Raw genomic sequence first — 7,816 nt, forward strand, 5'->3', positions numbered from 1 at the left:
GTACAAAGATACTCCTAAATCGGGGCTTCTGCCGCCCATTAACTTGGCTTAAAGTGTATCCCATCAAGCCAAATTGATAATGATTAAGTGACTTAGGAGTCGATGATGAAACTAAACAAAATAATGACCATGGCAGCCGCAACCACTCTTTTATGCAGCAGCGCACAAGCGGTAGAGATTGATTACTTCGCCGGTATGGGACTGGGTTATCAGTCGGACAGCATTGAAGGCAACCTCAACAAAGATACAGAAGACATGTCTTACCAGGCTCGCATCGGTATGCTTATTGAACAGCAGCACCGTATCACAGGTACCTTTGCCTATATGGAAGACAAGTTTAACCAAGGTGGTGACAAATATAAGCAGGAGCAATATAGCTGGTTAGTCTCTTATGACTACATGATTCCTGTGCACCAAGACGTGAATTTATTTGCGGGTGTGACAATGGGGGCCAATGACAACAAGGTGGCGGGCCGCGCGTCAACAGACTTTGTTTGGGGTGGCCAAGTGGGTATGCAATATCAGTGGAGCAAGCATTTCTCGTCTGATTTAGGTTATCGCTATTTAGCGCAGGACTACAACGAAAATGGCATTGAAATCGACAATAGCCAACAGGTTTACCTGACCTTAGATTACAAGTTTTAAAACACCGCCTAACCACGTTGTTTTTGCAGAGAGTACTGACGGCTAATTAGTACTTTCTGTTTTTTTCTAGCTCATTTAAGCGTTTAAGGTCGGTTAAGGCTTGTTGAATATGTTCAATAAACAGCTTGGCCGATGAGGTCATATGCTTACGACTGGCATACACTAAATAGACATCGGTTTCTTCCGTTTCTAGCTCTGGCAAAATGTTGACCAATTGGCCATTTTTAACGTCTTTGGACACGATACCATAGGGCAGTAACGCCACCCCTGCACCGGCTAAGCAGAAACTGTAAAGCGAGCTGAAATCACTGGTGATCTTATACTTTACATCGGTTTTGGCTGTTGTAAATAGCCACTGAGGCTCGACAATTCCGGTTCCTAGTCGCGAGCCGAGTAATCGATGTTCTGTCAAGTCATCAATGCTGGTTATTGGCGGGTTACGCTTTAAATAGGCAGGCGAGGCATACAGCTTTTGCGTAAAAGAGATTAACTTTTTGGCGATAAAGCTACTGTCGTCAAGCTGACCTACTTCTAACGCAAAATCCAGCCCTAGCCGAGTGATATCCCGGTAGCCGCCCCCTAAGGTAAACACATCAAGCTGTACCTTGGGATAGACAAAGCTAAAATCAGCAATTTGATCCGCTAACAATTTATCTGCAAAAGGCAGCAGGCCAATACGCAGCTTTCCCTGTACTTCAGTGCGATTTTTTATCGCATGGGTGGCGTTATGTAACTGGTTAAGAATAGGTTCAACTTGTTCAAGAAACTGCTCACCACTTGGGGTTAACGACATCGCTCGAGTGGTACGAACAAACAGCGGCGTCCCCAATTGGCTTTCTAGCTCACCAATACGGCGACTGACTAAGGCGCGGCGAGTATCAAAAGACTCTGCAGCTTTAGAGAAGCTGCCCAGCTTTGCCACAGCAATGAAGAGTTCGAGATCATTTGTATTCATGCGATGCCTGTATGTGTAGTTCAAGCCACTGTTCGGTTACTAGTTGTACCCGAATTTGTCAGTAAAATCAGTGCGCGTACCAGCAAATTCATCATCTAGCTTGCAGATATAGCCCTAGCATTAAGGCTAGGCAGTGAAATAACGCTGTAGATAGCGACGTGATGAGTAACCCTCAGTAGCCTAGCTGCAAATTCCTATAGTAAGATAAGCGTTTATTTTTTCGCGATTAAAGAGATCACTATGAGCATAGAACGCCTAGAAACCGGCAAGCGTATGAGCCGCATTGTTAAACACAATGGCACCATCTATTTATGTGGCCAAGTGTGTGCTGACGCCGAGCAGGGTATTACCGAGCAAACCCAAACCATGCTAGACAAAGTCGATGCGCTGTTGCTGCAAGCGGGCAGTGATAGAGAGCATATGTTATCGGCAACCATTTATATTAAAGACATGCAGTATTTTGCTGAAATGAATGCGGTATGGGATGCGTGGGTACCTGAAGGTCATGCGCCAGCACGTGCTTGTGTTGAAGCCAAAATGGCACGCGATGCGCTATTGGTTGAGATTTCTGTGGTAGCAGCAGAGAAGTAAAACGCTCCTTCATGGTCAGCTATTACCAGTGGCAGGCTGATGTGCCGATGCTATATCGGCACGCCCATTTGTTTCCAAGAGAATCCATCTAGGGGCGCGCTGCGACAGCATCTGATGTGAAGAGATTCACAAATACCGCGGTGACATGGATGTCATAGAGCGGCCAAGCTGTTGAAGGTCTCAGCCGCATCTTCACTGGAGTAATTGCCTCTTCGATTGAGCCTCTGCTTTAAAGTTTGTTCACTTAGCCATGGTCATTTCAGTAAATGTTGGTACCTGTTTATAGATGTCTTGCGCTGTGTATTCAACGGTACTGAAATCAATTTTGTCTAAATCAACTTTACGAATATCTGGGTTATTTACCGTACGGTAGTAGTAATCATTGTTTTCAATGTCTACTACGTTACCGTAACCAATCATTTGCGAGCTAGGAGAAACCCATAACCAGTACATTGTGCTTGGTACAATTTCCATCGCATTTAGGATAGAGAATGCACGACCTAAACCGTTGTTACGTTCGTCCGAATCAGCACCGCGGTTTTTGTATTCGGCGTTGATTGCTGCTAGGTGAGCGAAGCGGCTATCTGAGCCAGAATCTATCTTATTCCAGATGTCTACCGTTTCGTCAGTACGTGCTGTCGCCGCATCAATGTGATTTTGAGCATTCTTCAATTGCTCTGGGTATGCAGGGTCATTGGCCATAACGCCCACTTCATTTTCGTAGATAGTTGGGTAGCCAGAACCATCCACATATTCCACAACAATCGCACGCTCTTTGTCACGAATGGCGAAGTGCATGCCAATTTCTAGGTCATGAGCCACTTTGATTTTGGTCGTTTCTACTTTAGTTTTCTCAAGTAGTTCAACCGCTTCGTCTACTGATTTTGCGTTTGCTAACACATGGCCGACTACTTCTAGGTAGTTAATGTCGCCTTTGCCTTCTTCAACGTATGAAGATTCAATTAGCGCTAGCGATTCAATGTTGACGCCATGCTCGTTTAAACCCGATGAAATCCACTCGGTATCGGCATGACGCATACCAACGAAGCCATACTCACCCGACTTGCCGTTGATCTCATAGTCACGAGGAACAGTCACGAAGTGCTCACCCATGAAATCCGGTGCTTCCATTGTGCGTGATACGAAGGCATTACCATCTACTTCGAAGGTAGAGTAAGAACAAGCGTTTGCTGTCGCTGTTAAGCCCGCTGTAAGTGCTGCTGCAGTTGCTAAAGTTAGTAAAGTCTTTTTCATGGGGATACCCTCATTTAATTAGTTCAACCAGTATTTGGTGCAGATGTTTCTTGCTGTTGAAGCTATTATCACCAATAAAAAGGTTTTGTGTTAACGCCATTGGACACCATAATGATGTCTATGATTGCATTGAGGTAAATGAGATGGAATATTCGTTAAACCAGTTGCAGGCTTTTGTGGCGACTGTAGAAGAAGGCAGCTTTAAGGCCGCCGCAATTAAGCTCAATAAGAGTAGTCAAGTTGTCGCCAGATTTATCTCCATGATGGAGGACAGTTGTAATGTACTGCTTTTCGAGCGCCGAGTTAGGCAGTTACATCTCACCGAAGAGGGTAAAAAACTCTATCGTCACGCCAAACGCATGATGCTAGAGAGTGAAAAGTTAAACGCACAGCTTGCCAGTTTTGATCGACAACTTCCCAACTCTTTTACTGTTGCTATTGACTGCTACTTGTCATCTGAAGCTGTCACTCAGTGTTATTTAGAAGTATTGGAAGAGTTTCCGAACATCGATCTGGTTGTCAAAAGTAGCGATACGACGCAAGTTATTGAATGGATGAAGTCTGGTGAAGCGGAAGTCGCTTTAGTTTTTTCTCCCTTAGCACAGTTCGAAGATGTCCAAGAAATGGTCGCATTCAATTTCTCAACATCAGAGGTGGCGTCATCTAATATCGTTTCTGCCGGGGCAGTATTAACGCAGGAAGAACAGAGTGATATGATGCAAATAGTTCCTAAGTTCATTTACGACTTTGGGCATGAAAAACGCTATGTACTCAGTGATAGAACGATCGAATGTACGGGGTTTGATGAAGTGGTAGCGATGTTGCAAGCTGGGGCCGGATGGGCAAGAGTTCCAAGTTTTAAAGTTCGAAAGCTTGTTGAAGTAGGAGTACTGAATGAGTTTTATGCCGAGGGTTCAACGCCAGTCAGTTGGCATGCCATGCTCTACTACCCCAACGAGGAGCATCTAAGTTTAGCGGCAGATGTGTTCATCGAGAGGGTCATGCGCTTGAAGGATGTCATTGAATAACCTGAATCGCCTGACTTTATGTGAGAGGACTAACCTTGCTATTAGAGTCTGTTGATCTTTCGCGGTTAAATTTTGTTCGAGATAAAATCGTTTTAGACGCGGCAAGGAGTGTGTAGCCTAGTCATTCTAAGTAAATAACCCTTAACAAAGTATAAAACGATTTTAGCCGAACCCTTCGGGCAGCGTTTGTGCTTCATTTCTACTGCGTTATCGGCTTCTCATGTTGGCTAGCTACACATCAAGCCTCAGCCTTGTAGAAATCTCCCACAAACTGCTGCAAAAATCAGCTCGAAAGGTCAACAGACCCTAGCCTCGATAAAATGCAGTTGAGGCGTACTACAAAGTACGCCGGTCCACAGAGCTCAACTTAAAACTAACTCATGGTCTGTGGTTTATGGAAAAGATTGATGAGAATGCCGATTCATCCATTTCCCATCTCGCAATACAAACACAATGGTCATAGCGTACGGTGAAGTAGGCACTAACACATTGCTGTCGGCGTCATACTGTGTGTACGTCATCTCTGCGGTATAGAGTGCTGCTGTGTCTGATAACATCGTGACCTCTTCACGAACGACTTCAATATCTTGGCTGGCGACGCCTTCAAACATGGCGACGAACGTATCTAAGGTATCTTGTTTTGACCAAAGAGGCAGGCCTGTCACAAAGTACGTATGATCCACTGGGGCATTTTCCCACATGCGTTCAAGTTGAGCATGGCGTGCGTATTCCTACATGGTATGGGCTGTATCATGTACTTGCTGTTTGGCTTCTTTAGCAAACGCCATTGGCGAACTGCTCAAACCAACCGCAAGCAGTAAGGCAACAAGGGATTTTAATTTCATTGGTGGACTCCTCTAAAAAGAGGGGCAAGTAATGCACCTCTTTTTTAATCAATGACTGGTTAAATTTACTTCGCGCTCAACACATTGAATGTTGGTTGCTGGCTATAGATTGGGCTAGCAGAGTAAGACACGTTGTCAAAATCGATGTCGTCTAAGTCAATTTTGCGCAGCGTTGGGTTGTCGTAGGTACGGAAGTAGTATGCTTTATCCTCGATATCAACAACGTTACCGTAAGCAATCATTTGTGGTAGCGGCGACATGAACTCCCAATACATTGAACCTGGAACGATTTCCATGTTATTTAGCATAGAGAACGCGCGGTTCAGACCGTCATCACGTGCATCGTTAGCAGGTGCGTTGTTAGCGTAAGCTGCGTTTAGCGCCGCAATGCGAGAAAAGCGCTCTTCTGAGCTTGTGTCAAAGCCAGAGAATACTTGCATATCATCACCTGTACGCGCATTTGTCTTTGCTATTGCTTCTTTAGCCATCTTTTCTTGCGCAGCGTAACCAGGATCGTTGGTCATTACACCAAGGGTGTTTTCATAAACAACCGCTTTCCCATCTTCATGCTCAATCACAACCGCACGCTTTCCGTCGTTGATTGCGTAATGAAACGCTACGGTTACGCCATTGAATTGTTTCATGTCTTCATAAACAACGACCATTTTCTTGGCAATTTCTACGGCTTCATCGGTAGATTTTGCGTTGCCGAGCATGGTTGACATGATAGATAGTGATGTTGCGTCACCTTCTTTCGCATCTGAGTACTCCGCAGCCCAAAAACCTAGGGCTTCTATGCTCACACCGTGCTCATTAAGACCAGAAGAAATCATTTGCGTATCGCCATGGCGCATACCGACAAAACCATATTTTGCGGTTGAATCACGGAATTCATGACCACGCGGAACCACGATAAGGTTCTCTTCGGTTTCCATTGGCAGTTCATTGGTGCGGCTTACGAAATGATTGCCTTGTGTATCTGTAATGTAAGAGTAAGAACAAGCTTGAGCCGTTGCTGAAATACCGATAGTGGCGGTTGCTGCAAGTGCTAGTGCGATAATTGACTTTTTCATAATAAGCTCCGGGGTTTTGTTAATTGAGGACTTAGTGCCCTGATTCGTTTCGATGGAGTTATCATGTACTCTTTTTTTTGTTCAAAGAAATTCCAATAAACAACTAAAAGTTGTCTATAATGTTGAGAAACGATCGAGGACAAGCCATGAATTTCTCATTATCTCAACTTCAAGCTTTTGTATTAACTTACGAAAACGGCAGTTTTAAGAGTGCAGCCATCAAAGCAAATAAGCGTAGTCAAGCCATTGCCAAACTGGTGGCTAGCCTTGAAGATAGCTGCGGCGTTCTGCTATTTGAACGTCATGTACGTAGGCTAGAGGCCACTGAACAAGCCAGAAAACTCTATAAATTAGCCAAACGAGTGTTGTTGGATTCCGATAAGTTTGCGGTAATGCTCAGCAGTTTCGAGGAAGAATTACCAACAAGCTTTACTATTGCAGTAGACAGTTTATTAGTTAGCCAAGAGGTGACGCGCTGCTATAAAGCGGTACTCGATGAAATACCAACGATTGAGCTTGAGGTGATTACTGGGAACACTGAGCAAGTCAAAAATTGGGTACAAAACGGCATTGCTGATATGGGACTTAGGGCTTCTCCTCTTAAATTAGAAGAAGAGTTGGTTTCCATCAGTGCCTTTAATTTTCCAACCATTTGCGTAGCTCATAGCAACCTATTTGCAAAAGGAACAGTCGTATCAACACAAGAGCTCGCAGGACACACGCAAGTGGTTCCTAAGTTTGTGTTTCAATATGGTTTAGAGAAAGGGCATGTGGAAAGCGACAATGTGATTACTTCGAATAATCTACATAGCACGATTGAGATGGTTATTGCACAAATAGGTTGGGCAATTGTACCTGGGTTTACGGTGCAAAAATTAACGCACGAACAAGCTATTGTGCCGTTTCACATTGAAGGTTCGGTTCCTGTGGTTTGGAGCGCAGAAGTTATCTACCCAAGTGACGATAAGCTAACGTTAGCGGGTGATATTTTCATTCAGCAAGTTCAGCTACTCAATGAATCAATGCATTAACTATAAGCTATCGGCAATGACGCAGAAAGTTTCTGTTGTTGAAGTACAAGCGAACTTTACATTATAAAATAATCTAACTAATGGTAAGCCCCTAGAACAGTAGACACTTCATAGAGTTATAATGAACCAAAAATATGAGGTGTTACATGCGCGGAAAACGATATCCCGACGAATTTAAAATCGAAGCCGTTAAACAAGTTACAGAACGTGGTCACCAGATCGCCGATGTGGCAGAGAGATTAGGCGTTACTCCCAAAAGTTTGCACAACTGGATTAACAAGTTTGATAAGCCAGAAAAGCAACACGTCACCATTGATAATCAACAAGACGAAATACGTAAGCTCAAGGCGGAGTTGCGTCGAGTAACCGAAGAGAGAAATATCCTAAAGGAGGC

Annotated in this window: 8 protein-coding genes and 1 pseudogene; 5 read left to right on the forward strand and 4 right to left on the reverse strand. The window is 44.2% G+C overall.

Going from position 1 to position 7,816, the window contains the following annotated elements:
• Nucleotides 1-105: 105 nt before the first annotated feature.
• Nucleotides 106-645 carry an outer membrane beta-barrel protein gene (locus tag L865_RS0111435; RefSeq protein ID WP_028773361.1) on the forward strand — a complete coding sequence of 180 codons (540 nt, stop codon included), beginning with the start codon at nt 106-108 and terminating at the stop codon, nt 643-645.
• Nucleotides 646-691: 46 nt separating this feature from the next.
• Here the strand turns inward: L865_RS0111435 and L865_RS23625 are convergent, their stop codons facing one another.
• Entirely contained in the window at nt 692-1,600 is a 909-nt protein-coding gene (locus L865_RS23625; protein WP_051484573.1) for a LysR family transcriptional regulator, read from the reverse strand.
• A gap of 240 nt (nt 1,601-1,840) precedes the next feature.
• Here L865_RS23625 and L865_RS0111445 point away from each other — a divergent pair, with 240 nt between their 5' ends.
• Nucleotides 1,841-2,191, forward strand: a complete 351-nt coding sequence (locus L865_RS0111445) for a RidA family protein (RefSeq protein WP_028773362.1) — start codon at nt 1,841-1,843, stop codon at nt 2,189-2,191.
• Nucleotides 2,192-2,431: 240 nt separating this feature from the next.
• Here L865_RS0111445 and L865_RS0111450 read toward each other — a convergent pair whose 3' ends face one another.
• A complete protein-coding gene (locus L865_RS0111450) occupies nt 2,432-3,445 on the reverse strand; it encodes a linear amide C-N hydrolase (protein ID WP_028773363.1) in 1,014 nt (337 codons plus the stop codon).
• A gap of 143 nt (nt 3,446-3,588) precedes the next feature.
• Here L865_RS0111450 and L865_RS0111460 point away from each other — a divergent pair, with 143 nt between their 5' ends.
• Nucleotides 3,589-4,473, forward strand: a complete 885-nt coding sequence (locus L865_RS0111460; protein ID WP_028773364.1) for a LysR family transcriptional regulator — start codon at nt 3,589-3,591, stop codon at nt 4,471-4,473.
• Between the two features lie 392 nt (nt 4,474-4,865).
• Here the strand turns inward: L865_RS0111460 and L865_RS0111465 are convergent.
• A pseudogene (locus tag L865_RS0111465) lies at nt 4,866-5,177 on the reverse strand (nuclear transport factor 2 family protein); the annotation flags it as partial.
• Between the two features lie 206 nt (nt 5,178-5,383).
• Entirely contained in the window at nt 5,384-6,391 is a 1,008-nt protein-coding gene (locus L865_RS0111475; RefSeq protein ID WP_028773366.1) for a linear amide C-N hydrolase, read from the reverse strand.
• A gap of 146 nt (nt 6,392-6,537) precedes the next feature.
• Between L865_RS0111475 and L865_RS0111480 the strand changes: the two genes are divergently transcribed.
• Together L865_RS0111480 and L865_RS0111485 are read left to right on the forward strand one after the other, a co-directional pair.
• Complete coding sequence (locus tag L865_RS0111480; protein ID WP_028773367.1) at nt 6,538-7,422, forward strand: LysR family transcriptional regulator; 885 nt, start codon at nt 6,538-6,540, stop codon at nt 7,420-7,422.
• A gap of 146 nt (nt 7,423-7,568) precedes the next feature.
• Nucleotides 7,569-7,816, forward strand: a 248-nt coding sequence (locus L865_RS0111485) for a transposase (protein WP_028773368.1), incomplete at its 3' end; no start/stop codon positions are given.

The sequence above is a fragment of the Shewanella waksmanii ATCC BAA-643 genome (assembly GCF_000518805.1).
Lineage (GTDB): Bacteria > Pseudomonadota > Gammaproteobacteria > Enterobacterales > Shewanellaceae > Shewanella > Shewanella waksmanii.

Excerpts from the sequence above, each read along its gene's own strand:
- L865_RS0111460 (WP_028773364.1), top strand. The coding sequence starts at position 3,589 with ATGGAATATTCGTTAAACCAGTTGCAGGCTTTTGTGGCGACTGTAGAA.
- L865_RS0111480 (WP_028773367.1), top strand. The coding sequence starts at position 6,538 with ATGAATTTCTCATTATCTCAACTTCAAGCTTTTGTATTAACTTACGAA.
- L865_RS0111445 (WP_028773362.1), top strand. The coding sequence starts at position 1,841 with ATGAGCATAGAACGCCTAGAAACCGGCAAGCGTATGAGCCGCATTGTT.
- L865_RS0111475 (WP_028773366.1), bottom strand. The coding sequence starts at position 6,391 with ATGAAAAAGTCAATTATCGCACTAGCACTTGCAGCAACCGCCACTATC.
- L865_RS0111435 (WP_028773361.1), top strand. The coding sequence starts at position 106 with ATGAAACTAAACAAAATAATGACCATGGCAGCCGCAACCACTCTTTTA.
- L865_RS23625 (WP_051484573.1), bottom strand. The coding sequence starts at position 1,600 with ATGAATACAAATGATCTCGAACTCTTCATTGCTGTGGCAAAGCTGGGC.
- L865_RS0111450 (WP_028773363.1), bottom strand. The coding sequence starts at position 3,445 with ATGAAAAAGACTTTACTAACTTTAGCAACTGCAGCAGCACTTACAGCG.